General features: G+C 57.7%; 22 protein-coding genes and 3 tRNA genes. 12 read left to right on the forward strand and 13 right to left on the reverse strand.

Going from position 1 to position 22536, the window contains the following annotated elements; translation table 11 throughout:
* Positions 1 to 466: 466 nt before the first annotated feature.
* Together radA and serB are read right to left on the reverse strand one after the other, a co-directional pair.
* On the reverse strand, positions 467 to 1849 hold the full coding sequence (gene radA, locus SB719_RS12695; protein ID WP_304233385.1) for a DNA repair protein RadA: 1383 nt from the start codon (positions 1847 to 1849) through the stop codon (positions 467 to 469).
* 13 nt (positions 1850 to 1862) lie between these two features.
* Positions 1863 to 2840, reverse strand: coding sequence for a phosphoserine phosphatase (gene serB / locus SB719_RS12700; RefSeq protein ID WP_065650193.1), 978 nt, complete (start codon positions 2838 to 2840; stop codon positions 1863 to 1865).
* 107 nt (positions 2841 to 2947) lie between these two features.
* Here serB and SB719_RS12705 point away from each other — a divergent pair, with 107 nt between their 5' ends.
* Positions 2948 to 3619: a YtjB family periplasmic protein gene (locus SB719_RS12705; protein ID WP_065650513.1), complete on the forward strand. Its 672-nt coding sequence runs from the start codon at positions 2948 to 2950 to the stop codon at positions 3617 to 3619.
* Between the two features lie 98 nt (positions 3620 to 3717).
* Here SB719_RS12705 and yjjG read toward each other — a convergent pair whose 3' ends face one another.
* From yjjG to SB719_RS12720, 3 genes are read right to left on the reverse strand one after another with little or no spacing between them, the layout of a single operon-like run.
* Positions 3718 to 4398, reverse strand: a complete 681-nt coding sequence (yjjG, locus tag SB719_RS12710; RefSeq protein ID WP_065650194.1) for a pyrimidine 5'-nucleotidase — start codon at positions 4396 to 4398, stop codon at positions 3718 to 3720.
* Positions 4399 to 4417: 19 nt separating this feature from the next.
* On the reverse strand, positions 4418 to 4858 hold the full coding sequence (gene rimI, locus SB719_RS12715; protein ID WP_412159275.1) for a ribosomal protein S18-alanine N-acetyltransferase: 441 nt from the start codon (positions 4856 to 4858) through the stop codon (positions 4418 to 4420).
* Entirely contained in the window at positions 4830 to 5240 is a 411-nt protein-coding gene (locus SB719_RS12720) for a DNA polymerase III subunit psi (RefSeq protein WP_065650196.1), read from the reverse strand. Before SB719_RS12720 ends, rimI begins: the two co-directional genes overlap by 29 nt.
* 106 nt (positions 5241 to 5346) lie before the next feature.
* Here SB719_RS12720 and rsmC point away from each other — a divergent pair, with 106 nt between their 5' ends.
* From rsmC to SB719_RS12740, 4 genes are all read left to right on the forward strand, one after another.
* On the forward strand, positions 5347 to 6378 hold the full coding sequence (gene rsmC / locus SB719_RS12725) for a 16S rRNA (guanine(1207)-N(2))-methyltransferase RsmC (protein WP_292975352.1): 1032 nt from the start codon (positions 5347 to 5349) through the stop codon (positions 6376 to 6378).
* 134 nt (positions 6379 to 6512) lie between these two features.
* Positions 6513 to 6599, forward strand: a tRNA-Leu gene (locus tag SB719_RS12730).
* Positions 6600 to 6630: 31 nt separating this feature from the next.
* Positions 6631 to 6717, forward strand: a tRNA-Leu gene (locus SB719_RS12735).
* Positions 6718 to 6744: 27 nt separating this feature from the next.
* Positions 6745 to 6831 (forward strand) — tRNA-Leu (locus tag SB719_RS12740).
* Positions 6832 to 6921: 90 nt separating this feature from the next.
* On the opposite strand, the gene SB719_RS12745 is transcribed toward SB719_RS12740, so the two are convergent.
* A complete protein-coding gene (locus SB719_RS12745; RefSeq protein WP_065650198.1) occupies positions 6922 to 7206 on the reverse strand; it encodes a DUF1435 domain-containing protein in 285 nt (94 codons plus the stop codon).
* A gap of 216 nt (positions 7207 to 7422) precedes the next feature.
* Between SB719_RS12745 and SB719_RS12750 the strand changes: the two genes are divergently transcribed.
* The 3 genes from SB719_RS12750 to SB719_RS12760 all read left to right on the forward strand — a co-directional run bounded on the left by SB719_RS12750 (position 7423) and on the right by SB719_RS12760 (position 9975).
* Positions 7423 to 8517, forward strand: coding sequence for a GGDEF domain-containing protein (locus tag SB719_RS12750; protein ID WP_314688881.1), 1095 nt, complete (start codon positions 7423 to 7425; stop codon positions 8515 to 8517).
* A 161-nt stretch (positions 8518 to 8678) separates the two neighbouring features.
* Positions 8679 to 9419, forward strand: a complete 741-nt coding sequence (fhuF, locus tag SB719_RS12755) for a siderophore-iron reductase FhuF (protein WP_412159298.1) — start codon at positions 8679 to 8681, stop codon at positions 9417 to 9419.
* 91 nt (positions 9420 to 9510) lie between these two features.
* On the forward strand, positions 9511 to 9975 hold the full coding sequence (locus tag SB719_RS12760; RefSeq protein WP_412159276.1) for a YbaK/EbsC family protein: 465 nt from the start codon (positions 9511 to 9513) through the stop codon (positions 9973 to 9975).
* 35 nt (positions 9976 to 10010) lie between these two features.
* Here SB719_RS12760 and SB719_RS12765 read toward each other — a convergent pair whose 3' ends face one another.
* From SB719_RS12765 to SB719_RS12780, 4 genes are all read right to left on the reverse strand, one after another.
* Entirely contained in the window at positions 10011 to 11000 is a 990-nt protein-coding gene (locus SB719_RS12765; RefSeq protein ID WP_412159277.1) for a nucleoside hydrolase, read from the reverse strand.
* A 21-nt stretch (positions 11001 to 11021) separates the two neighbouring features.
* Positions 11022 to 12035, reverse strand: a complete 1014-nt coding sequence (locus SB719_RS12770; RefSeq protein ID WP_292975344.1) for a LacI family DNA-binding transcriptional regulator — start codon at positions 12033 to 12035, stop codon at positions 11022 to 11024.
* Positions 12036 to 12111: 76 nt separating this feature from the next.
* Entirely contained in the window at positions 12112 to 13500 is a 1389-nt protein-coding gene (locus SB719_RS12775; protein ID WP_065650203.1) for an MFS transporter, read from the reverse strand.
* Between the two features lie 506 nt (positions 13501 to 14006).
* Positions 14007 to 14957 carry a WD40 repeat domain-containing protein gene (locus tag SB719_RS12780; protein WP_313066687.1) on the reverse strand — a complete coding sequence of 317 codons (951 nt, stop codon included), beginning with the start codon at positions 14955 to 14957 and terminating at the stop codon, positions 14007 to 14009.
* A 415-nt stretch (positions 14958 to 15372) separates the two neighbouring features.
* Here SB719_RS12780 and SB719_RS12785 point away from each other — a divergent pair, with 415 nt between their 5' ends.
* On the forward strand, positions 15373 to 16392 hold the full coding sequence (locus SB719_RS12785; RefSeq protein WP_065650205.1) for a glycosyltransferase family 32 protein: 1020 nt from the start codon (positions 15373 to 15375) through the stop codon (positions 16390 to 16392).
* Here the strand turns inward: SB719_RS12785 and SB719_RS12790 are convergent.
* Positions 16366 to 17277, reverse strand: a complete 912-nt coding sequence (locus tag SB719_RS12790; protein WP_292975337.1) for a LysR family transcriptional regulator — start codon at positions 17275 to 17277, stop codon at positions 16366 to 16368. The genes SB719_RS12785 and SB719_RS12790 overlap by 27 nt on opposite strands.
* Positions 17278 to 17405: 128 nt before the next feature.
* Here SB719_RS12790 and SB719_RS12795 point away from each other — a divergent pair, with 128 nt between their 5' ends.
* Together SB719_RS12795 and opgB are read left to right on the forward strand one after the other, a co-directional pair.
* Positions 17406 to 17795, forward strand: coding sequence for a tautomerase family protein (locus tag SB719_RS12795; protein ID WP_065650207.1), 390 nt, complete (start codon positions 17406 to 17408; stop codon positions 17793 to 17795).
* Between the two features lie 179 nt (positions 17796 to 17974).
* Entirely contained in the window at positions 17975 to 20269 is a 2295-nt protein-coding gene (opgB, locus tag SB719_RS12800) for a phosphatidylglycerol--membrane-oligosaccharide glycerophosphotransferase (protein ID WP_412159278.1), read from the forward strand.
* An 8-nt stretch (positions 20270 to 20277) separates the two neighbouring features.
* On the opposite strand, the gene SB719_RS12805 is transcribed toward opgB, so the two are convergent.
* Both SB719_RS12805 and SB719_RS12810 read right to left on the reverse strand, forming a co-directional pair.
* A complete protein-coding gene (locus SB719_RS12805; RefSeq protein ID WP_292975331.1) occupies positions 20278 to 20991 on the reverse strand; it encodes a GNAT family N-acetyltransferase in 714 nt (237 codons plus the stop codon).
* Between the two features lie 52 nt (positions 20992 to 21043).
* The gene (locus tag SB719_RS12810; protein ID WP_412159279.1) at positions 21044 to 21541 is read right to left on the reverse strand and encodes an RcnB family protein; all 498 of its coding nucleotides are present in this window, start codon (positions 21539 to 21541) and stop codon (positions 21044 to 21046) included.
* A gap of 226 nt (positions 21542 to 21767) precedes the next feature.
* On the opposite strand from SB719_RS12810, the gene SB719_RS12815 reads away from it, so the two are divergent.
* On the forward strand, positions 21768 to 22448 hold the full coding sequence (locus tag SB719_RS12815) for a YecA family protein (protein ID WP_065650210.1): 681 nt from the start codon (positions 21768 to 21770) through the stop codon (positions 22446 to 22448).
* Positions 22449 to 22536 lie beyond the last annotated feature (88 nt).

Genomic DNA, 22536 nt, shown 5'->3' on the forward strand with positions numbered 1-22536 from the left:
CTGGTTGCGTGCATCGTCTGAACCAGGGGCGCATTAATGCGCCCCCTACATATCTCGGGGGCGGCATTTATGCCGCCCTGGAAAATTATGCGCATCCTCAAACGCAGGGGCGGCATTCATGCCGCCCTGGTTGCGTGCATCGTCTGAACCAGGGGCGCATTAATGCGCCCCCTACATATCTCGGGGGGCGGCATTTATGCCGCCCTGGAAAGTTATGCGCATCCTCAAACGCAGGGGCGGCATTTATGCCGCCCTGGTTGCGTGCATCGTCTGAACCAGGGGCGCATTAATGCGCCCCCTACATATCTCGGGGGCGGCATTTATGCCGCCTCTGCAAAATTATGCGCATCCTTAAACGTAGGGGCGGCATTAATGCCGCCCTGGTTGCGTGCATCGTCTGAACCAGGGGCGCATTAATGCGCCCCCTACATATCGCCAGGGTGGCATTCATGCCGCTCTGGCGATATTACAGCTCATCCAGAATGGCCAGCGCATCCGCCAGCTTCTTCGCGCTGTAAACCTTCATGCCATCAATCGTTTTCTTCGGCGCGTTGCCGGCCGGCACAATGGCGCGCTTAAAGCCGTGCTTCGCGGCTTCAGAGATGCGCTCCTGACCACTCGGTACCGGCCGGATCTCGCCCGCCAGCCCGACTTCACCAAAGATCACCACATCCTGCGGCAGAGGGCGATCGCGCAGACTGGAGACCAGCGCCAGCAGCAGCGCCAGATCGGCGCTGGTTTCCGTGACTTTGACGCCACCTACCACGTTAACAAACACATCCTGATCTGCCATCTGCAGGCCGCCGTGACGGTGCAGTACCGCCAGTAAAATCGCCAGACGGTTCTGCTCCAGACCCACCGCAACACGGCGCGGATTGCCCATCATCGAGTGATCCACCAGCGCCTGGATCTCAACCAGCAGCGGCCGGGTGCCTTCCCAGACCACCATCACCGAACTGCCTGAAGTGATCTCATCGCCGCGTGACAGGAAGATAGCCGAGGGATTGCTGACCTCGCGCATCCCCTGCTCCGTCATGGCAAAGACGCCCAGCTCATTCACCGCGCCAAAGCGGTTTTTATGGCTGCGCAGCGTGCGAAAGCGCGAGTCGGCGTCGCCATCCAGCAGTACCGAGCAGTCGATACAGTGCTCGAGCACTTTCGGACCCGCCAGCGAACCATCTTTGGTCACGTGGCCAACCATGATAATCGCCACGCCGCGCGTTTTGGCAAAGCGCGTCAGATAGGCGGCGGTTTCCCGCACCTGCGCCACGCTGCCGGGTGAAGACTGAATATCCGCCATGTGCATCACCTGGATAGAGTCGATAACCATCAGCTTCGGCTCTTCCTGCTCAGCAATCAGGCAGATCTGCTCAATACTGGTTTCGGACAGCATATTCAGGTTGTCCGTGGGCAGTCCCAGCCGGTGCGCGCGCATCGCCACCTGCTGCAGCGACTCCTCGCCGGTGACGTAGAGCGTCTTCATGCTCTCTGCCAGCTTGCACATCACCTGCAGCAGCAGCGTCGATTTACCGGCACCGGGGCTGCCGCCAATCAGGATAGCGCTGCCCGGTACCACTCCGCCGCCCAGGACGCGGTCAAACTCTTTAAACGTGGTGGTGAAGCGCGGCAGCGCCTCAAGGCTGATCTCCGAGAGCTTCTGCACCCGGCTGCTGCCGGCGTTACCTGCATAGCCGCTCAGGCGCTCATTGCGCGCAGCGGCAGGCGAGGCAGCAATACGCACCTCGGTAATGGTATTCCAGGCGTGGCAGGCGCTGCATTGCCCCTGCCAGCGCGGATAGTCTGCGCCACATTCGTTGCATACGAAGGCGCGTTTTGCCGCTTTGGCCAAATCAGTTCCTCAGTTAACGCTCTTCATGAATCAGGCTGCCGGTCAGGATGCAGAACACCCCCATCAGGTCAGCGTGACGGATAGTGACTTCCGTCTGCTCATTCACTTTTGGTTTAGCATGATAGGCGATACCCAGCGCCGCGCGTTTAATCATCGGCAGATCGTTGGCGCCGTCGCCAATCGCTACCGTCTGCTGCGGCGCGATGTCAAAACGCTGCGCCAGCTGATGCAGGGTATCCGCTTTATATTGTGCATCGACAATCTGTCCAATGACTTCGCCGGTAAGCTTACCGTCGCGCATCTCCAGCTCATTGGCGACGGCAGCGGCCAGATGCAAGGTCTGACGCAGGTGATCCGCATAAAAGGTAAAACCGCCGGATGCAATCGCGACCTGCCAGCCCAGCGCCTGCAGCTTATGTACCAGCGTGGTCAGCCCTGGCATCAGCGGCAGTGCGTCGCGCACCTGTTTAAGGATAGCCGCATCGGCGCCAGCCAGCTGCGCCACGCGCTCACGCAGGCTGGCTTTGAAGTCGAGTTCGCCACGCATCGCCCGTTCGGTGACCTCAGCCACCTGCTCACCACAGCCCGCCAGTCTGGCGATCTCATCAATGCATTCGATCTGGATCGCCGTTGAGTCCATATCCATCACCAGCAGCCCCGGCGTTTTAAGGTGCGGGATTTTACCCAGCGGTGCCACGTCGAATCCGGCATCATGCGCCAGCCGGGTGGCACGCGGCGTCAGCGAGCCAGCCAGCCGGATCACCTGGTACTCGTCAACGTTCCACGCGCTGACAATCACCATGGCAGCGCCCAGCTGATGCTGGTAATCGGTCAGCTGCTGTTTATCGAGTCCGCGCCCATACAGCAGCCAGCCTGTGCGGCCGGCACGGTAGTCCAGCGGCATAACTTCATCACCGCTCAGGGAGAGGGGTAAACCCGGCCAGAGTGAGACATCGGCGGGCAGATCGCACCAGGTAAGACGATTTGGCATTACAGCTCCTGTAGGGACAACAAAACCACGCAAGAGGCTACCTTGTCTGCGCGGGTTCTGGCAACATAATTGCCAGCCTTTCTGCTGCTATGTCACATGGGTTTCTGATGGTTAAAACTGCACTGAAATTTCGCCTGCATCGCACGGTGATTGTTCTTATCTCTCTGGCGTTGCTGGTGGTGCTGATGCAGGGCGCCTCATGGTTCAGCCTGGGTCATCAGATGGCGCGCTCTGAGCAGGTTGAAGAGCTGGCTCATACCCTCACCCGGCAGGTGGCGTTCAGCCTGAAGCCCCTGATGGATAACAGCGATGACAACCGTACGCAGATTGCCGCCATACTCGATCAGATGACGGATAACAGCCGCATCCTTGATGCCTCTGTCTATGCCGATGATGGCAGTCTGGTGGCACACAGCGGCGAAACCATTAACGTACGCGACCGTCTGGCGCTGGATGGCAAACGTGCCGGCAGCTACTTCAATCATCAGATTGTGCAGCCGCTGGAAGGCAAAGAGGGGCCGCAGGGTTTCTTACGCGTGACGCTGGATACGCACGTGCTGGTCACCGAATCCCGTCAGGTAGACAACACCACCAATATTCTGCGCCTGATGATGCTGCTGGCGCTGGCGATTGGCATTATCCTGACCCGCACCCTGCTGCGCGACCGCCGCACCCGCTGGCAGCAGTCGCCCTTCCTGCTCACTGCCAGCCGCGAGGTGAAAGAGGATAAAGAGGAAGGGTCAGCAGAAACGATCGACACAGAAGAAAAGAAAAAATAAGTGCCGGCCTGGCCCGATACCGCTTTTATTTTACAGGCCTGACAACGCCAGGCCGCTGTTTCTGCCTGGCTTGCTGTTTTTTACACGCTTTCGCTCTGCTAAGCGGTAAGAATGGCCTGAAGCTGGGCGAGATTGTTGACCTGGAAATCAGGGGTAATATCCGCAGGCAACGGGCGCGTGCCGTGATCGATCCAGCAGGTCTTCAGACCCGCATTCATCCCCCCGAGAATATCAGACTCGGGCGTATCACCGACCATCAGTACGCGCTGCGGCGCCGGATTGCCGAGCAAGGCCAGCGTGTGGGCAAAGATCTTCGCGTCCGGCTTGGGCACGCCAACCTGCTCTGAAATCACCAGCGCATCGAACATATCGTGAAAGCCCGTGCGTTCCAGTCGCGCCTGCTGCAGGGCCGTAAAGCCGTTGGTAACAATCGCCATTTTGACGTGGCCTTTAAGGCTCTTCAGCAGTTCAGGCGCGCCTTCCAGCGGCAGGCAGATTTCTGCCATGGCATTAAGGAAATCGCTGTTTAAGATGTCCGGCTCTACGCTGAGTTTCTCTCCCCAGAGCGTAAAGCGCTGCGTCTGCAGCTGTGCGGCAGTGATGGTGCCGTTCTGGTAATCCACCCACAAAGGCTTATTGATCGCCTGATAATCGGCGTAATCGCGATCGCTGAACTGCACATCGTAGCGGGTAAACATGCGCTGCAGCCCGGCAAAGGCGTCAAAATGAAATAGCGTATCATCAGCATCAAACAGGATGCAGTCCCAGTCGTTTAACATGGTACTCCTTAATCAGCGGTCAAAGTGTCAGCGCCATAATGACGGCGTCTTCCCGTCCGCCTGCGGTGGGATAGTAATTGGGGCGTACGCTGACCTGATGAAAATCCAGCTGCTCATACAGAGCAATCGCCGCGCGGTTTGACGCGCGAACTTCCAGCCAGAGGGTCAGGACATCACGCTGCTCCAGTTCGCCGATCAGCCTCTGTAATAGCTGACGCGCATATCCGCGACGCTGAAAGTCAGGATCAACGGCGATGTTAAACAGCGACGCCTCATCCAGCACAACCTGCGTAATAGCAAAGCCGGCAAGGCGTCCGTCACTGCGCAGCCCGAAATTGAGAAAACGTTCACCCTGATTGCTGGCGAAGGTCTGTTCGCTCCAGGGAAAAGCGTGCGCCCGGAGTTCAATGGCGAGCAGCTGCGGCCGATCGTCAGGCGTGATGAGCGAGATAGTGGTCATGGTTACACATCTGTTGCCACAGCGCGCGCCTGGCTGCGCCGCTGCTAATCAGTTCATTAAGGACGGCGCTGGTGAACACCACACCGTTAAAGCTGTGCCCGCTCTCCACGCCCAGCAGCCAGCCGGGACAGGCTACCTGCTCTGGCAGCATCGGCAGCTGCTCCGGCGTCAGCGTCATCACCTGCGCAGGCGGAATATCCAGCGCCCGCAGCACGTCCCGTATCAGAGGCTCATCCAGTGCCGGCGGATGTTCCGCTACCAGCAGCAGGCGCGTATCGGGTGCCAGCCTGACGGCGATCTCCCCTTGCAGCACGCGCGGACGCCGCAGCTGATACTGCGTGATCCCCATCTGCTGCAGAAGCCAGTCGCGTCTTGTACTCATGCTGTTTTCCGCTATGCCGTAAGTAATGCGCGCTATGCTAGCAAACCCGTCGAACATGCGCCAACAAAGCACTATAATCCCCGCTCTGATTTAACAGGAGCGTTCCATGTCTGCTTTTACCCCGGCCAGTGAAGTTATTCTGCGCCACAGTGATGAATTTACCACCCGCCACGTGCTGTTTGCGGGTGACCTGCAGGATGACCTGCCCGCCCAGCTGGAAACCGCGCTCAGCCGCGTTCATACCCAGCAGTATCATCACTGGCAGAATCTGAGCCACCGGCTGGGCGATCGCGCCGTATACAGCCTCGTGGCCAGTGCGGCTGATGTGACAGACTGCACCACCCTGATTTACTTCTGGCCAAAAAATAAGCCGGAAGCGCAGTTCCAGCTGCAAAATCTGCTCGCGTTGCTGCCTGTGGGCAGCGATATCTTTGTAGTGGGCGAAAACCGCAGCGGTGTGCGCAGCGCCGAAGGCATGCTGGAGCAGTGGGTGACGCTGGAGAAAATTGACAGCGCGCGTCGCTGCGGCCTCTATCATGGTCAGCTGACGCAGCAGCCTGAGTTTGATGCCAGCCAGTTTGGCAACACCTACCTGCTGGATGGGATGACGATCCATACGCTGCCAGGCGTATTCAGCCGCGATGGTCTGGATATTGGCAGCGATCTGCTGCTGTCGACGCTGACGCCGCATACCAAAGGAAAAGTGCTGGATCTCGGATGCGGCAGCGGTGTCTTAGCGACCGCGCTGGCGCAGCACTCGCCGAAGGTGCGTTTGTGGCTGTGTGATGTGCACGCTGCTGCCATTGAGGCGAGCAAAGCCACGCTGGCAGCAAACGGGCTGGAAGGCGACGTGTTTGCCAGCAACGTTTTTAGCGACGTGACCGGACGCTTCGATCTGATTATCTCCAACCCGCCGTTCCATGACGGCATGCAGACCAGCCTTGATGCGGCACACAGCCTTATTCGCGGCGCGGTGAAGCATCTCAACAGCGGCGGCGAACTGCGTATTGTGGCGAATGCTTTCCTGCCTTATCCGCAGATACTTGATGAGACCTTCGGCAGCCATGAAGTGCTGGCGCAAACCGGTCGCTTTAAGGTTTATCGTGCGGTATATGGCCGTGGCGCGCGCGGACGCTAAGCGCCTGATACGGCGATAAAGCGTTGCTTTTTCCAGCAGTCGGTTTATCGCCGTAAAATATCTGTTGACGCATTGCGTAAAACCTCTAGAATGCGCCTCCGTGGTTAGCAATACTGTAAAGTGTTGCCAGGTATGCGAAGGTGGCGGAATTGGTAGACGCGCTAGCTTCAGGTGTTAGTGTCCTAACGGACGTGAGGGTTCAAGTCCCTCTCTTCGCACCAATAATCACAGAGTTTATATCGCGTGCACTGCGCGAAGGTGGCGGAATTGGTAGACGCGCTAGCTTCAGGTGTTAGTGTTCTTACGGACGTGAGGGTTCAAGTCCCTCTCTTCGCACCATGCGGTGATATAAACAGACAACACGATGCGAAGGTGGCGGAATTGGTAGACGCGCTAGCTTCAGGTGTTAGTGTTCTTACGGACGTGAGGGTTCAAGTCCCTCTCTTCGCACCACTGTTGTCACCTCTCCCCCGGCAGTTAATTCCCTGAATCACATTCTTTTGCTTATCACGCGCTGCGTGATGTTGCTGTTTCTGCCCGCGGTTAACCCGGATAAAAATTCACTGACGCAGCCGTAATGCCGCCAGCCAGTGCTATGCAGGATGGCAGCAATATGTAGTGCCGCAGTCGCTGATGAAACAGCATGACCAGCGTCAGCAGAAGCATAACGATCATAATTGCCCGCCACTGCGCATACCCGGGTTCCCATAGCGCAAACAGCGGCATCGCGGTACAGGGCAGCAATATCCCCCAGCCGCTATCCAGGCGCTTACCCATTACCCAGCTCACGCCCCATAAGCCACAGGCTGCCAGCATTGCTGCAATCATCATCACGCTCCTTAATGATAAAAATTACCATTATCATATGACAATCATTCTCATTCTGCAGCGAATTTTTCACTGCATGACAGAAATACTGGAAAATGCTAAATTGCCGCCGATAACACACCTGATAACAACATGAAACGTGCTGACTATCCGTATAGCAGAATTCACTCTGCCGGGTAGCGCTTTGATATTTCAGGGCTGTCACGGGTAATAACAATGAAATTAAACGCTTACGATGACCTGAAACACAGCAAATATCGGCTTTCACTGATGCTGTTTTTATTTCTTAATATCGCCGTTTCACTCTTTTGTCTGCTGCCCTGCCTGAACGTTCAGATACCGGTATTTACTCTGCCCGCGGTGCTGGTCGCCGGTTTCAGTACAACGCTGCTGCTGCTTTGCCTGATCGTGCCCGGCCTGCGCTTTTCCGTATTAACGCCGGTCGCGCTGCTGCTGGGGCTGCTATGGGCATGGCATATTGATCAGAAATATCATCTGATCTCTGCGTTTGAGAGCAGCTATTTAATTATCAGTTTACTTAGCGTCTTTTTTATCAGCGCTATTGCTCTGAGCGATTATTTAACTGCCTTTTGCCTGCATATTACGCCGCCGGTGCTGACCGTCCTGCTGCTGGATAACGGACAGCATCTGATGACCATTCTGTTTACTATCACGCTGCCGCTAATTGGCTTTTCCCTGCTTCACCTGATGCGCCGGCGTTTTGATCATTTCACCCGCCAGCTGATCGGCCAGCTGTATGAAGAGAAACAGAGCTTCAGCGCGCTCAGCATGCTCGACCCGCTGACCGGTCTCTATAACCGGCGGGGGCTGCAAAACCGGCTGGAAACAATTCTGGAGAACCATGCCGGCAGCCACTTTATCCTGCTGCTGGATATCGACCATTTCAAAGCCTATAACGACAATTACGGACATGCGATGGGCGACCAGGCGCTGAAACGGGTTTCGGCCGCGATCCGGGACGCCGTACGCTCGCGCGATGTGGTCACCCGCTATGGCGGCGAGGAGTTTCTGGTACTGCTGACGAATGTCAATGCGTCGATAGCCATGAAACTCGCCGAGCGTATCCGCCAATCGGTGCTGGAACTGGAAATCCCCCATCGCTCCAATACCGCGGTAGCTACTCACGTTACCGTCAGCACCGGTATTGCTCTAATGGCAGCGCACGATTTCGACCGCGCCGTCGCCAATGCCGACCGCGCGCTGTATGTGGCTAAAAACCAGGGGCGTAATACCATCCTGGCCTGGGAGACGCTGCCGGCACGCCGGCAGGCAATCGGCGAACCGCACTGAGGTGATGAATATAACGCTATAGCAATCTTATGCTGCTGCTATCTTGCTCACTCAATCAGGAACGATTATCATTTGTTTTTCGTTTCCCGTTATCATTCAGGATTGGCATGGCTACGATTACGCGTCAGGCGCACCGCTTCAGTGAGCAGTCCCCGATCTTCATGCAGCGCGATCGCACGCTGGTACGTGCGCTGCAGGAGCTGATACGTGAGCAGTGCAGCGACCGTCAGGCGTATGTCAGACTGGGAGAACCTGCGCCCGAAGGCGCTTTGACGCTGGCTGAATGGTCGACACCCGGGCACTATCAGCGGCTGATGCAGCGCTACGGTGACTATCTCTATCACAGTCATCCTGATACGCCACGGGAGGCGAAGCCGCTGCAGTCACTCTGGGCGCAGTGGTATTTCGGCCTGCTGGTGCCCACGCTGATGATAGCGCTGCTACATGAACCGCGTGCGCTGAGCTGCTCGCCTGAACATATTCGCGCTGAGTTTCACGAAAACGGGCATCCCGCCGCCTTCTGGCTGGATGTGCAGGAGGATGAGCCCGCGCGCTTTCTCTCTGCTCCGCAGCGCATGGCGCGCCTGATCCAGACCTGCCTGCAGCCCGCCGTGGAAGGCATGACGCAGCACGGCGACATTAACGCGCGCCTTATCTGGAATAACATGGGATATCTGATCTACTGGTTTCTGGGTGAACTCCGGGCGCAGCTGCCTGCCGCGCTGATCGACCAGCTGGAAGAGATGCTGTTTTTCACGCCGTCGCTGCCGGACGGCAGCGATAACCCGCTTTATCGCACCATGATCGTACGCCACGGCACGATGGAGCGGCGCAGCTGCTGCCAGCGCTACCGGATCCCTGACGTCGATCGCTGCGGTAACTGTACACTGAAAGCGCAATAAGCACGCGCACGCCGTAAATTCTCCTTTTCTCTCGTTTACACTTTTTTCGCCTTATGGCAGCGTTCAGGTTCAGTTTTTACCGGAGAACACCATGAGCCTGGAGTCGGTACAGCAGTTCTTTGCTGAGCATGCGCCGGATATCGAAATTATTGAAACGCCTGAAAGCACGGCCACCGTGGCGCTGGCAGCACGCGTTCACGGCGTCTTACCAGGACAAATCGCCAAAACGCTGTCGCTGAAAGTAAAAGAGCAGGTCGTGCTGATTGTCACCCGCGGCGATGCGCGTCTGGACAACCGCAAACTGAAAGCCGCACTGGGCGCTAAAGCGCGCATGCTGAGCGTGGATGAAGTGGTGAACTGGACCGGCCATCCGGCAGACGGGGTCTGCCCTTTTGGCCTGGAAAACCCGCTGACCGTATACTGCGATACCTCTCTGCGCAGCTTTGATGAGGTGCTGCCCGCCGCAGGTTCGGTGCGCAGCGCGGTCCGGATCTCTCCGCTGAGAATGGCGGAGCTGACCCACGCAACCTGGGTCGACGTCTGCGAAGTGCTGTGAGGGCGCGGAGATTATCGCGCCCTCGCTGTCTCATTTCAGAGCCGGTGTGGCAGACGGATAAAGGCCTGTTCAAGCATATCCAGCAGCAGCGCATTATCAACACGCTGGATCACATGAACCAGCGCGCCGGTCTCTGGCGGAATACCCACGTCGAGGCGCAGCGGCGGACGGTAACGCCAGCTCTTGCCGCGCGTTGCACCGGGACGCAGCTCAATATCCACGAAATAATCCGCCCCTTCCGCCACGCGCTGATTCAGCAGCCAGGCTACTACCAGCGCATCATGGATCCAGCAGCCAGGCAGCTGCCGGGTCCGCATTGAGTAGTCGATCCAGGGTCCCAGCGTCTCCCGGACAAACTGCGTCAGCGGATGCGGCTGTGCCGTAATGCGCGTGAGATCGTCGCGGGTCAGCAGCGTCTGCGTAGTCGCATCCATCGGCACCAGCGTGATGGTGGCGCCGCTGTGCAGTACCTGATGAGCCGCCTCCGGATCGAGACCAAAATTGGTATCTTTGATGTAATCATCAAGCGCAAATACGCCGCCCATGATCACAATCTCTGCTACCGCTTCAGCCATCTCCGGATAACGCTGCAGCGCCTGCGCCACGTTCGTCAGCGGCCCGATAGCAACCAGAGTAAACTCTCCCGGATTATCGCAGATTAACTGCCCCATCACGCCGGCTGCATCATTGCCGTCCGCCGCCATGACGGCGGGCTGACGTACGCCCTGCCACAGCGCAGCCAGCGCCGGGTCGGCCAGATTATCCAGACGCGCCCGCCACGGCAGCGGATCTTCGCGCAGCGCCTGCAGCGCCCCCTGCACTACCGGAATATTCATCCCGAGACGTTTCAGCAAATCTTTTGCCACACGGGCACCCGTCGCGCTGGGCGTGTTACCGGTGACCGTGGTGATCAGTTCCGGCGACAATGCAGGTGATGCCAGCGCCAGCGCGATAGCCAGTCCGTCATCGGTATTTGCCCCTGCGATGCCATTCCCCGGATCGCAATCAATAATTACTCGTTTCATAATGTTTTATCGTTATTGTATTTAAGGCTGCAGGCAGCCACAGGATTCACCGGTTTCGATGTAGTGCGGCAGCTCTGCCATCACTCCCTCATCCGGCTGGTTTTTCAGCATAGCAATAGCGCGCTGCGCCAGCTCAGACAGCGGCTGCCGCACCGTGGTCAGCGAAGGCACGTGAAACGCGGCCTGTGTGGTACCGTTAAAGCAGACCAGCGCCACATCCTGCGGCACGCGGATCCCCTGCTCGGCAAACGCACGAATACAGCCAATGGCCTGTCCTTCATTACTGGCAAACAGCGCACGCGGCAGGCGCCCGCTGGCGATCATGCGCTGCGCCGCGTCATAGCCCCCCTGCCGCGAGTAGTCAGCCGGGAAAATCAGGTTTTCATCAACGGGCAGTCCCTGCTCCTGCATCGCATCCCGCCAGCCCTGAATACGATCCTGGGCGTTAAACATTGCCAGCGGACCGCTGATCATCCCCACCTGCTGGTAGCCGTGACTCAGCAGATGCCGGGTTACATCGCAGGCTGCCAGCCGCTCGTTCATGCTCAGCACGCTGACGCCGGGCCGCGGAGCAATGCGATCCAGCATCAGCAGCGGCGTACCGCTGGCCTGTATCACATCAATATAAGGATGACGATCGACGCTGTTGTAAAACAGTCCGTCAATCTGACGGTTAAGCATTCCCTGAATCAGCTCCAGCTCACGCTGACGATCGTCACCGGCGTCGCCCAGCAGCATAATATGGCCGTGGTTAAGCGACTCCTGCAGCAGCACATGCGCCATGGAAGCAACAAACGGGTTAGCAATGTTCGGCACAATCAGACCAAAGGTTTTGGTGGTGCCGGAGGCCAGCGCGCGCGCTACGGCGTTAGGCCGGTAGCCCGTCTGCTTAATGGCAGCCAGCACCCGCTGACGGGTCGCTTCTGCGACCGGGCGCGGCCCGTTATTGATCACATAGCTGACCACGGCTACCGAGGTACCGGCGACGCGGGCGACATCGGTACGGGTTACATTTCCGCCGGGAGATTTTGCCAAATTAGCCTCAATATAAATGCCGCTGGCCGGATTCACCGGCCAGCGTTATGTCAATGGTCCTGCCTGCGCCTGCGCGTCAGATAGCATCCTCCGGCAGATTAAGGTCACGACCGCGCGTTTCCGGTGCGACAAACGTCGTCAGAAATCCGATAGCGGCCATTGCGCTAAAGTAAACGGCGATCGGCCACCAGTGGCCGGTCCATGAGAGCAGCGCCGCCGCGACCAGCGGTGCAGTGCCGCCAGAAAGAATCGATCCCAGCTCTTTTGCCACTGCCATCTTGGTATAGCGGTGTTTCACGCCAAACATCTCGACGCCCCAGGCCGCCTGCACGCCAAATATCCCCAGCGACGCGAGCGCCATGCCGACAACAATAACCGCAATGATAATCGTCGGATCGCGGCTATCCATCAGGCTGAAGGCAGGCCACGCATAGATCATCAGCAGCAGGCAAAAGCCCCGATAGGTAATGCGGCGACCAAAACGATCGGAGAGCCAGCCCGCAAAAGGAATAATCAGAAAGCCCAGCAGCGAGGCGATAAACACCGCCGTGGTCGGTACAGATTTATCCAGCATCAGCACTTTTGCTACGTAACCGACAATAAAGCCCTGAGCCAGATAAGAGGGGCCATTCTCACCAATGCGCAGACCCACCATGGTCCAGAACGCCCGCGTACGCTGCCAGACGCTGCGGCTGTCTGTTTCAGTGTGTGCCTGAGCCAGCGTTTCACTGCGCTGCGCCTGCAGTTCAGCCTGCTGACGCTCAAACACCGGCGTTTCGCGCAGATGGCGGCGGATCCACAGCGCCACGATGGCGATCAGCACGCTGCTCAGAAAAGGAATACGCCAGCCCCAGGCCAGCAGGCTCTCTTTATCCATCTGGATCACCGCCAGCCAGACCAGAGAGGCGATCAGCGTGCCGCTGTTGGATCCCAGCGCAATCACGGAAGAGACCAGGCCGCGCCGTTCAACCGGTGCATACTCGCCCAGCATCACCGTGCCGCCAGAGAGCTCCGCCCCTGCTCCTAATCCCTGCGTAAAGCGTAGCAGCACCAGACAGGCGGGTGCCCAGAGTCCAATCGTTGCATAAGACGGGATCAGGCCAATCAGCGTGGTAGAGGCGCCCATCAGAATAATCGTGCTGATCATCACGACTTTGCGCCCTTTGCGATCGCCAATCCAGCCAAACAGCAGTGCGCCTATCGGGCGGGCAATAAAGCCGACTGACCAGGTAGCAAAACTGGAGAGCAGTGCCATAGCCGGTGTCGCTTCCGGAAAAAAAATGTCGCCAAAGATGATACCCGCCGCCAGACCATACAGGGCAAAGTCGGCATACTCCATCGCCGTACCGAGCCAGCAGGAGAAGGTTGCGCGCCAGAAATCTTTCCGGCCAGCGGCAGTTTGCAGTCGTTCATCGGCCGCGGTGAGGTGAGGTGAGTGCTGTGCAGTGGGATGATGTTCCGTCATAACCCTTTCTCTTAGTGAAGTGAAAACAGTAAACGCCCTTCCATGGGTCTGTTCGCTTGCGCAGACAAGCGGAACGTCCCGGTGACGACGTTCGACAGGCAAATCCTGAAAGATCAGTAAGGAATTCCCTGGTGTTGGAATTCATCTCTCTGCTGCGTTTCGCCGATGTTTAATTCACCGATCGTATTAGCACAGCAAATGTAACCTGGTCATTTCGGGTCTGTAGCCGCGTCTGGCACCGTGAGTTATCACTGGGGAGACAGTCTATCTACGCGCGTAGATAAATCAAGCGGCAAAAAGAAAAATTAGTTAGATTATTTTGACTATCCTCCCTGACTGATACCAAAAAAACACCATAATTCAGGCAATTGCATGCGTTTTAATTAAGCAAAAGCCGTATTAAAACGCAGCAATTGATATCCGTAATTTATCAATAGCAGCACACTGCCTGCTATCGCGCCGCCTTTATGCCACCTGCAGATGACACTAAAATGACAGCGGCTGCCTCAGCGCAGCGTAAAATAACTTAACGCCTCACAGCCTGTGCCCGCCTGCGGCGTGGCGATGACCTTTCGCTGCGCCAGATCGATAACGCTTAACGACCCCTCACCCTCATTGGCAATAAGCAGCGTGCGGTTATCTTCACTGAAACAGCCATCGCCGGGCCGGCACCCCACACGAACGGTGCCGGAGGGAGTAAGCAGATCGTCAAACAGCGTAACCAGTGATTCATCACGCCCGATCGCAACCAGCCGTTCGCCACTGGCACTGAACCGCACAACATGGCAGGGCTGCTGGTGCCCGGCCAGCGTAATGCGCTGCCGGACCCGGTGGCTCTGCCGATCGATCACGTAAAGCAGCGGTGCGTCGGCGGCGCTGGCAACCAGATAAGGATGTCTGGGCGAGGCAGCAATACCGGCTATCGGACCAGGCAGCAGAATGTTATCAATGACGCGTCCTTCTGCCTCACATAAATCGATTACCGTGATGCTGGCATCCTCTTCATTTTCCGTGAACAGTTTGCGTCCGCTGGGTGAGAGCGTCAGCCGGTGCGCGTGATGCGAAGGCAGCGGTATGGTTTTCTCCACGCGATCGGTGTGCGGATCGATGACCGCGACCGCCGCGCTGTTTTCACAGCAGAGATAAACCTTGCCGTCGCGACCCAGCTGCCCGCTGTGTGGCGACTGCAGTGGCGTAAGGTCGATAAAGCCGCTGATCCGGCGCTGACGCAGATCGATAACAGCAACTTTATGCCCGGGATGTGGGTTAGCGCCGTGCATGCCGCTGCCATAGAGCGGGACATAGGCTTTCTCCAGCGCGGGCAGCATCAGCAGCTCATGCGGGCGCGGCGGAAACGCATTCAGCTCCTGCTCAACGGTAAAGCGTTCCGGATGCAGAAACAGCACCCGGTTACCCTGTTTATCAACGGCTATCAGGCCGCGGGCAGATGACTGCATAATCACTCCTTAAACAGAATGCCTGACTAAAGCGTAGCTAAGCTGCATGACGAAGGTAAATTTCGCTCTGATGCCAGGCTAAAATCCAGCAAGGATAATCGTTCATTTCTTGCTGCAATTTTCAGATTGCCGCACCTTACGCAGCCCGCGGGGAATAATCTTAGGATTAATCCTGGCGGGAAAAATTAAACTGTGAAATTCATCACGCTGTTATTTTGTTAAATTTTTATTGATAACGGCTGCTTCATTTTCCGCTTTATCTGAAAGAGAAAAAAAGTATTAGCGCAAACGCGAAGAATGTTTTATTAAGCTCAATGTAATACTTTTACACACAGCCCCCGTAAGGAAACATAAGAGCGTCTAAGGCGCCAGCATCAGGGACTCCTTGCCCATAATCACAATAATCAGGTGCATCATGTCAAAAAAACGTCTTCAGCCGGCGCGCGCGCTCTGGCACAACTGGAAAAGAATAGCGTTTACCGGTCAGTCATTACTGCAGAAAAAACAGCATAATGCGCTCTGCGCGCCGGAGTATGATCCCAGCGAAGAGGACAATATCGTGTTACTTTCTGGTGAGAAGACGTTGCCAGATATCCCGAAAAAAGTATGGCTGTACTGGGATACAGAATATTTACCAAAATCGCTGCAGGCGAATATTGCTAAAATACGCCGCGATAATCCTGACCACAGCGTTCACCTGTTAAATAAATATTCTGTAAAAGAAGTCCTGCCCGATTTTATATTTACTTCAGCGCAATTAACGGCACAGCAGAAAAGCGAAGTGATCAGGCTTGAGCTGTTATTACGCTACGGCGGCATCGCTATCGACTGCGCTGCGCTGCTGTTTGAAGATCTGAGCTGGGTACACAGCGCCCATCAGGAACGTCCGATGGATGTGATCGGCTATTATTGCGAACGCTCAACGCTGAATTATCTCGCACCTGTTATTGAGAACTGGTTCCTCGCTGCTGCGCCAAATAATCCTTTTATTCGCGAATGGCAGAAGCAGTATGCGCCGATTAAACATCAGGGTGAGCAGAGCTTCTTTAACGAAATGCGCAAGCGTGATGACTTTTCGCTGCTGACGCAGAGAATCGCTGAACCGGCACAGCAGCCGGGTGCGCTGGCGCAGCAGGCGGCCATGCGTGAATACCGCCGCGTTAATCTCTTTTTGCGTAAATGTGAAGCCAGCGCCTTTTACTATCAGCGCCTCAATAACTGGAAAAGCGACGCCTTTACGCATGCCATTCTGTTTCATCAGCGTCCGCATACGCCACCGCCGGTTATTAAACTGGACGGCCACGCGCAGCTGCATCTCGACTTTAACCTGCGCCTGGGTAACTACAACCGCAGCAGCCTGCTGGGCGCCATGATGCAGCCTGTCGCCCCGCTGAGCGTGGCGCTGCCCTCACCCGTCAATAAAGCGAGCGCGTAGCCAGTGGATAAAGGTCGTCACTGCACGCGGCACCTGTGCCGCGTAAGGACGCACCACCCAGAGGCGGTCGGCAAAGGCGTCGATTGCCTGCCACGATGACAGCACCGGCTGCAGCGCGCCGCTTTCCAGCGCTGCGCGGGCGCTGAAGTCGGGCAGCATGGCAATGCCTGCACCCTGCAGCGCGGCATCCCGAATCGACTCGCTGTTGTTCGTGGCAAAATTTCCCTGAATTTTCACCGTCAGCGTTTCACCTCCCTGATGCGACTGAAAGCGCCACTGCGGCGCATCAGGACCGCGCGGATACCACAGGCAGTTATGCTGAAGCAGCGCGTCCGGCGTCTGCGGCACGCCGTGCTGTGCCAGATAAGCGGGCGAAGCCACCAGCAGCGCGCGCGTGGCGCACAGAGGCAGCGCGACGTGCGTTTCCGGCAGCGACTGGCTGTGGCGGATAGCAAGATCAAATCCTTCGCCGCCGAGTGACACCAGGCGGTCAGTCACATCCAGCTGCAGACGAACCTGCGGATATTCCCGCAGAAAGTCGCCGATAATCGGCACCAGCTGCTGCCGGGCAAACGCCACCGGCGCGCTGATGCGTACCTGCCCGCGTACCGGCCCCGCCTCATCGCGCACGCGATAAACGCTTTCAGCTATCCGGGTAAAGGGCTCACGCAGCTCGCCAGCCAGCTGTTCGCCGGCTGAGGTGAGCCGCACGCTGCGCGTGGTGCGCTGAACCAGCGCTACCCCGGTCAGCGTCTCCAGCTCTTTAATTTTCTGACTCACTGCCGCTTTACTCACATCCAGCCGCTCAGCGGCGCGGGTAAAACTGCCCTGCTCCGCCAGTACCGTCAGCCAGTAAAGATGTGTCCAGAGCGCCTCCGTTTTCATCCCTTTGCCCGCCATTGTTCAAAATAGTGAACAATCAGTTTATCGCAGACGCTTTTTCTTTGCGCGTACAGCGGGCAGCATAGCCACATCTGTCTCTGCTTTTTTGCCACTACTGCGAGGGTTTACCGATGCCATTACTCACTTTTGATCTGATTCAGGGCCGCTCTGAGAGTGAAGTTCGTACTTTACTGGATGCTGCCCATCGCGCCGTGCTTACCGCCTTCGGTGTTCCTGAGCGGGACCGCTATCAGATTGTTCACGAAAACAAAGCGTATCAGATGGTTTTTCAGGATACCGGGCTGGGCTTTTCGCGCACGGATAATCTGGTGATGGTGCGGGTCTACACCAGCCCGCGCAGTGAGGCGCAAAAAGCCAGTTTTATGGCAGAACTGGCGCGCGAGCTGCGCGAAAACTGCGGCGTGCAGGGGCACGATCTGATGATAAGCTTTATTACCAACAGCAAAGGCGACTGGAGCTTTGCACAGGGTGAGGCGCAGTATCTTACCGGCGCGTTATAAACCACCGTCTGCCAGATATGCCGCCGCGCTTATCATCCCGCCTGGCGGCACGATTCCGAATGTACCGCACAAATCCCGCCGGACAGGTTGCAGCCCGGTGACAGCCAATATAGATTGACGCAAACCCCCTGAGAGGGCGCGCAGCCACTCGCGCTGTGCTATTCATCTATCGTGAGGATTTGCCGTTGGCATTGCTTTCAATTGTGCTGTTTCTGACCGCCATTATCGTTTACAGCTGTAAAGCCGGACGCAATACTTTCTGGTTTATCCTGATGCTGCTGCTGCTCACGCTGTTTATTGTGCTGAATGCCACGCTGTTCGCCAGCAACTATTTTACCGGTGACGGCATTAACGATGCGGTGATCTACACGCTGACCAACAGCCTGACGGGCGCCGGCGTCAGTAAATATGTGGTGCCCGCTATCGGGCTGATTATCGTGCTGTTTCTGCTGTTCTGCTTTCTCTCATGGATTTTGCGCCGCCATAAACGCCCGCATCATCTCGGCTGGAGCCTGCTGGCGATCGCCTGTGCCGCCGGATCGGTACAGACCACGCCGGCGTTTCGCCAGGTTAAAGATCTGATTGCCTCCCACGCACACGCGGGCGACTCCGATTTCGCTACCTGGTATATTACGCCGCAGAACCGTATCGAACAGCCCGCGCTTAACCTGGTCTATATCTACGGCGAGAGTCTGGAGCGCACCTATTTAAATCAGCAGGCTTTTCCCGATCTGGCGCCAGAGCTGAGCCGCGAGCAGGCGCAGAGTCTGGATTTCAGCCATACGGCCCAGCTTCCCGGCACCGACTACACTATTGCCGGCATGGTCGCCTCGCAGTGCGGCATCCCGCTGTTTGCCCCTTTTGACGGTAACGCCTCAGCCGCGCTCTCCAGCTTCTATCCGCAGAGCCTCTGCCTCGGCGATATTCTTAAAAACAGCGGCTACGAGAACTGGTTTATTCAGGGCGCCGATCTGCGCTTTGCCGGCAAAGACACCTTTCTGCTCTCGCACGGCTTTGCTGCCGCGAATCTCTATGGCGCGCAGGAGCTGAAAAGCCGCGTGGCCGATCCCGACTACCGTAACAACTGGGGCTTTTACGACGATACCGTGCTGGACGAGGTGTTTGAAAAATATACTGAACTGTCACAGCAGAATAAACGCTTTGCCCTGTTCACCCTGACGGTGGATACCCATCACCCTGATGGCTTTATCTCACGCAGCTGCCGGCGCAAGAGCTATCAGTATGACGGCAAACTGAACCAGTCATTCAGCGCCGTCACCTGTTCGCAGGAGCACGTGGCGCGCCTGATTGAGCGTATCAAAGCCTCGCCGTGGTTTAAAAACACCGTCATCGTCGTCAGCTCCGATCATCTGGCGATGAACAATACCGCCCATCCCTATCTGATGAAGCTGCCGCGCCACGATCTCTTTATGGTGATCCGCGGCGACCAGCCGCAGGCGGCGGTGCGCGATGCCCCCCGCAGCACGCTCGATAACGGTGCCACGGTGCTGGAGATCCTCGGCGGCGACAAAGCGCTGGGTCTTGGCCGCAGCTCACTCTCCACGCCGTCGCTCTCCACGCAGTTTGACGACATGGCGAAGAAGGTCAGCAGCTGGAAAGCCGATATTGTGCAGCTGTGGAATTTTCCGGCCAGCATGAAAGATTTCACCATCGACCAGCAGAAGAATACCTTTACCTTCTCCGGCGCCACGTTCCGCCTGCCGATCCTGTTCCGGCTGGGCAATAAGCAGGTAGAACCGCTGCCGGAGGGGGAGTATGCCGCGCCGCTGCGCTATCAGCTGGCGGATTTTGCCGCGAACGACAAATTTGTCTGGGCTGACCGCTGCTTTAAAATGGCGCGACTCTGGAAGCCGGAGCTGGCGCTCTCTACCGATCTCTGCCTGGCGATGGGCCAGATGGGCGGCCAGCCCAGCGTGGTGCGTATCGATCAGCCGCTCTGGCACGGCAAAACGCACTTCCCGCCGCTGCGCGTCAGCCCGGAAACCTGGCGGCTCAACCAGCAGCAGATCCGCATTGAAGATAATGACATTCGCTACGATGCCGACAGCTTTGTGCTGAACGTGCCAGGCGCCCCGCACAGCATCCGGCGCTTTAGCGGCATCTCACGTCCGGAGAGCTGGGGACGCTGGTCAAACGCCAACCTGGCTCCGGAGGTGAATATTGAGTATGCCGACCCGCTGCCGCCGCGGTTTGATCTGGTGATCACCGCGCGCGCGTTTGGTGCCAATGCGCAGCAGTCAATTCCGGTACGCGTAGGCAGCGAGGAGCACGTTCTGCGGCTGGGCGATACTTTCTCAACCACCACGCTGCACTTCAGCAATCGCGACGGCAGCCATAATCTGGTGATTGTGCCACCGGCGCCGCAGCTGTCGAATCAGGATAATATTGTGGGTCAGGCGCCACGTAAGCTCGGCATTGGCATGGCGGAGATCCGCATTGTGCCGCGGCCCTGAGCGCGGCCTCAGTCGCGCTGGCGCAGCGTCTCCAGCCGCTCCCGCTGCGCGCCATCGGCGCTGAAATTATCCGGCGCCAGCCAGCGCTCAAAGGCGTGCTTTAACACCGGCCAGTCGCTATCGATAACAGAGAACCAGCAGGTATCGCGGCTGCGGCCTTTATACACCATCGCCTGACGGAACACGCCCTCGGGCTGAAAACCGAGCCGCAGCGCCGCCTGGCGCGACGGCTGATTGCAGCTGTCGCATTTCCATTCGTAGCGGCGATAGCCGAGCTGGTCAAACGCATATGCCATCAGCAGAAAGTGCGCCTCGGTTGCCATGCGGGTACGCTGAAGCAGCGGTGAAAACACCACATACCCTACTTCCATTACGCCGTGCTGCGGCTCGATACGCATCAGGGCGAGCGTCCCCACCGCCTGCCCGCGCTGCAGGTCAATCACGGCAAAATGCAGATAATCGGGAGTATGCTGGCAGGCGGCGGCGAACGTCAGCCACTCATGCTGCGATGCCGGACGCTCCACGGGCAGCCAGGTCCAGCTGCGATCGTCTGCGGCCTGCGCATGCGCGGCGCTGAGATCGGACGCGTGGCGTGGCGCATCCAGCGGCTCAAGGCGACAGTAACGCCCCTGAAGCGTAATGCGCTGCGGACGCGGGCGCGGCTGCCAGTCAGGTAATGCAACACCCGTCGGCTGGCCAAATGCATTAACGGTCGGGGCCATCTTTCCTGCCTCTGAAATAAAACAGGCGGACCCGGTGGCCCGCCTGCTGGCGTTATCCCTTAAAGAAGATGTCGCCCGATTTGCCCATCACGATTTTGCCGCTGTCATCGGTGATCTGAATATAGTTGGCGTTGATGTAAGCCCAGTGTGCACCGGCCTGCGGAGCGGGCAGATGACGCGCCTGCCAGTCAGTGATGGTGTACTCTTTTTTGCGATACTCTTCCGGCACTACATCGCCGACCTTGTGCTCTTTGTAGTCGATAATGATGGTATGCAGATTGTAGTTGTTGGCGGCGGAAGGCTGTTCGCCGGTACCGTTGTTAGACGGGCGAACCGGCGCGTCGTCGCCTGATGCAGCAGGTGCCTGAGCGGCGGGCGCATCGGCGGCGGGTGCTGACGCGGCGTCAGGAGCCTGCGCATCCGGCTGCTGCACCTGAGGCGGCATTGGTACACTATCGGTCTGCTCATCCGCTGCCAGTGCGGCTGGCGTCAGGCTGAGCGCCCCCAGAAACAGGCTGGCTGATAAAAAGGTTAGGTGTGTCCTGCGCATTGGTGATTCCCACTCTGATGAATAGTCTGATGTCCATTTACTGACAAGCGCACCGGGCCAATGGTTCCCGCTGCCGTGCGGCGCTCGTCGCGTCATGCCACAGCATACCTCAGCCTGGCCCGATTCAGGCGCGCTAAAATTGCAAATAATCGTGATAATGCCGCTATAATCGCGCCATGAGATGCGGGCCTGGCCCGTACAGAATATTACGTGCAGGAGAGAACCGATGAATCAGGGGCCGTTAACGGAAAAAGAGCTGAACTGGCTGGATGACATGCTGGAGAAGTATGGCAATGCCCACTCCGTGGTGGATACGGCCGAGCTGGATGGGATGCTGACCGCCCTGCTCTCCGGCCCGAATGATATTGAACCCAGCGAGTGGCTGGTGGCGATGTGGGGCGGCCAGAAGCATATTCCTAAATGGGCTAATGAGCGCGAGATGGATCGCTTTATGACCCTGACCTTTCAGCACCTGAACGATATTGCTGAGCGTCTGGCCGAATTTCCGGAGCAGTTTGACCCGCTGTTTGGCCTGCAGGAGATGGAGGGCCAGGAGTTTACCGTGGTCGAAGACTGGTGTTACGGCTATATGCGCGGCGTCGCGCTGGACGCCGACTGGTCACAGCTGCCCGACGCGCTGCAGCCGCAGCTGCAGGCAATTGCCCTGCACGGCAGCGAAGAGCAGCGCGAAGCGCGCGAGGCGCTCGATCCGGACGCGTTTGAAGCGAGCATGGAGGCGATCCGCCCGGCGGCGCTGGAACTGCACGAATACTGGCAGGCCGAGCGCATGGCGCAGCCCGATCCCGAGCCACAGCTGCCGTTCTTTGCCGGTGATAAAACCGGCCGCAACGATCCCTGCCCGTGCGGCAGCGGCAAAAAATATAAGCAGTGTTGCCTGAATAAATAACCTGCGTTGGGGTCGCATGATATCGCGCCTAATCCAACCCGGGCCGCATAAATGCGGCCCCTACAAACGCCGCCACAGGGGCGCCATT

Origin of the sequence: Pantoea sp. SIMBA_079, from assembly GCF_046940275.1 — a bacterium.
Classification (GTDB): Bacteria; Pseudomonadota; Gammaproteobacteria; order Enterobacterales; family Enterobacteriaceae; genus Pantoea; species Pantoea borealis.

Bases quoted from the DNA above. Each gene is read 5' to 3' on its own strand.
- SB719_RS12790 (WP_292975337.1), bottom strand. From the start codon at position 17,277: ATGAAAACGGAGGCGCTCTGGACACATCTTTACTGGCTGACGGTACTG.
- SB719_RS12795 (WP_065650207.1), top strand. From the start codon at position 17,406: ATGCCATTACTCACTTTTGATCTGATTCAGGGCCGCTCTGAGAGTGAA.
- SB719_RS12785 (WP_065650205.1), top strand. From the start codon at position 15,373: ATGTCAAAAAAACGTCTTCAGCCGGCGCGCGCGCTCTGGCACAACTGG.
- SB719_RS12750 (WP_314688881.1), top strand. From the start codon at position 7,423: ATGAAATTAAACGCTTACGATGACCTGAAACACAGCAAATATCGGCTT.
- SB719_RS12780 (WP_313066687.1), bottom strand. From the start codon at position 14,957: ATGCAGTCATCTGCCCGCGGCCTGATAGCCGTTGATAAACAGGGTAAC.
- rimI (WP_412159275.1), bottom strand. From the start codon at position 4,858: ATGACCACTATCTCGCTCATCACGCCTGACGATCGGCCGCAGCTGCTC.
- rsmC (WP_292975352.1), top strand. From the start codon at position 5,347: ATGTCTGCTTTTACCCCGGCCAGTGAAGTTATTCTGCGCCACAGTGAT.
- SB719_RS12720 (WP_065650196.1), bottom strand. From the start codon at position 5,240: ATGAGTACAAGACGCGACTGGCTTCTGCAGCAGATGGGGATCACGCAG.
- SB719_RS12815 (WP_065650210.1), top strand. From the start codon at position 21,768: ATGAATCAGGGGCCGTTAACGGAAAAAGAGCTGAACTGGCTGGATGAC.
- SB719_RS12705 (WP_065650513.1), top strand. From the start codon at position 2,948: ATGGTTAAAACTGCACTGAAATTTCGCCTGCATCGCACGGTGATTGTT.
- fhuF (WP_412159298.1), top strand. From the start codon at position 8,679: ATGCAGCGCGATCGCACGCTGGTACGTGCGCTGCAGGAGCTGATACGT.
- SB719_RS12765 (WP_412159277.1), bottom strand. From the start codon at position 11,000: ATGAAACGAGTAATTATTGATTGCGATCCGGGGAATGGCATCGCAGGG.
- SB719_RS12810 (WP_412159279.1), bottom strand. From the start codon at position 21,541: ATGCGCAGGACACACCTAACCTTTTTATCAGCCAGCCTGTTTCTGGGG.
- SB719_RS12745 (WP_065650198.1), bottom strand. From the start codon at position 7,206: ATGATTGCAGCAATGCTGGCAGCCTGTGGCTTATGGGGCGTGAGCTGG.
- SB719_RS12760 (WP_412159276.1), top strand. From the start codon at position 9,511: ATGAGCCTGGAGTCGGTACAGCAGTTCTTTGCTGAGCATGCGCCGGAT.
- yjjG (WP_065650194.1), bottom strand. From the start codon at position 4,398: ATGTTAAACGACTGGGACTGCATCCTGTTTGATGCTGATGATACGCTA.
- SB719_RS12805 (WP_292975331.1), bottom strand. From the start codon at position 20,991: ATGGCCCCGACCGTTAATGCATTTGGCCAGCCGACGGGTGTTGCATTA.
- SB719_RS12775 (WP_065650203.1), bottom strand. From the start codon at position 13,500: ATGACGGAACATCATCCCACTGCACAGCACTCACCTCACCTCACCGCG.
- serB (WP_065650193.1), bottom strand. From the start codon at position 2,840: ATGCCAAATCGTCTTACCTGGTGCGATCTGCCCGCCGATGTCTCACTC.